Below are 487 nucleotides of genomic sequence, written 5' to 3' on the forward strand. Positions count from 1 at the left end.
CTGACCATCACCACCAGAATGATGCTGATCGCGCGCGCCGCGACTGCGCCGCTGCGTGCCGCCTCGGCGGTCGACGCAATGCCGGTGACGAGCAGCGAGAACACCAGCGGAATCACCGTCATTTGCAGCGCGTTGAGCCAGGCCGAGCCGATCGGTTGCGCCACTGCGGTCGCTCCGGGCACCGCGCCTGGCAGCCAGGTGGCAAAAGCAATGCCAAGGAGTAATCCAGCGCCCAGCGACACGAGGATCCGTGTCGACGGGCTATTCAACGTTGCAGACATACTCGCCCTTATCCGTAAGCGGCGCTATCACGCACCTCTGAAGATACGGGCATAACCCAATGGATGAGGGCTGATGGCAAGAAAATATTTCGGCACCGATGGGATTCGTGGCCTGACCAACAAAGCCCCGATGACCGCGGCGATGGCAATGCAGGTCGGCATGGCGGCGGGCGCGCACTTCCGCCGCGGCGACCACAAGCACCGCG

At 63.7% G+C, this 487-nt stretch carries 2 protein-coding genes; one reads left to right on the plus strand and one right to left on the minus strand.

The window, feature by feature from the left end; genetic code table 11:
- Positions 1–281: cation:dicarboxylate symporter family transporter (locus AACY52_RS30465; RefSeq protein ID WP_339561407.1), on the minus strand; the 281-nt coding region annotated here is incomplete at its 3' end.
- Between the two features lie 73 nt (positions 282–354).
- On the opposite strand from AACY52_RS30465, the gene AACY52_RS32490 reads away from it, so the two are divergent.
- On the plus strand, positions 355–487 hold a 133-nt coding region (locus tag AACY52_RS32490), incomplete at its 3' end, for a hypothetical protein (RefSeq protein ID WP_370468077.1).

It is taken from the genome of Pseudomonas sp. EA_65y_Pfl1_P113 (genome assembly GCF_963970525.1).
GTDB classification, from domain to species: Bacteria; Pseudomonadota; Gammaproteobacteria; order Pseudomonadales; family Pseudomonadaceae; genus Aquipseudomonas; species Aquipseudomonas tritici.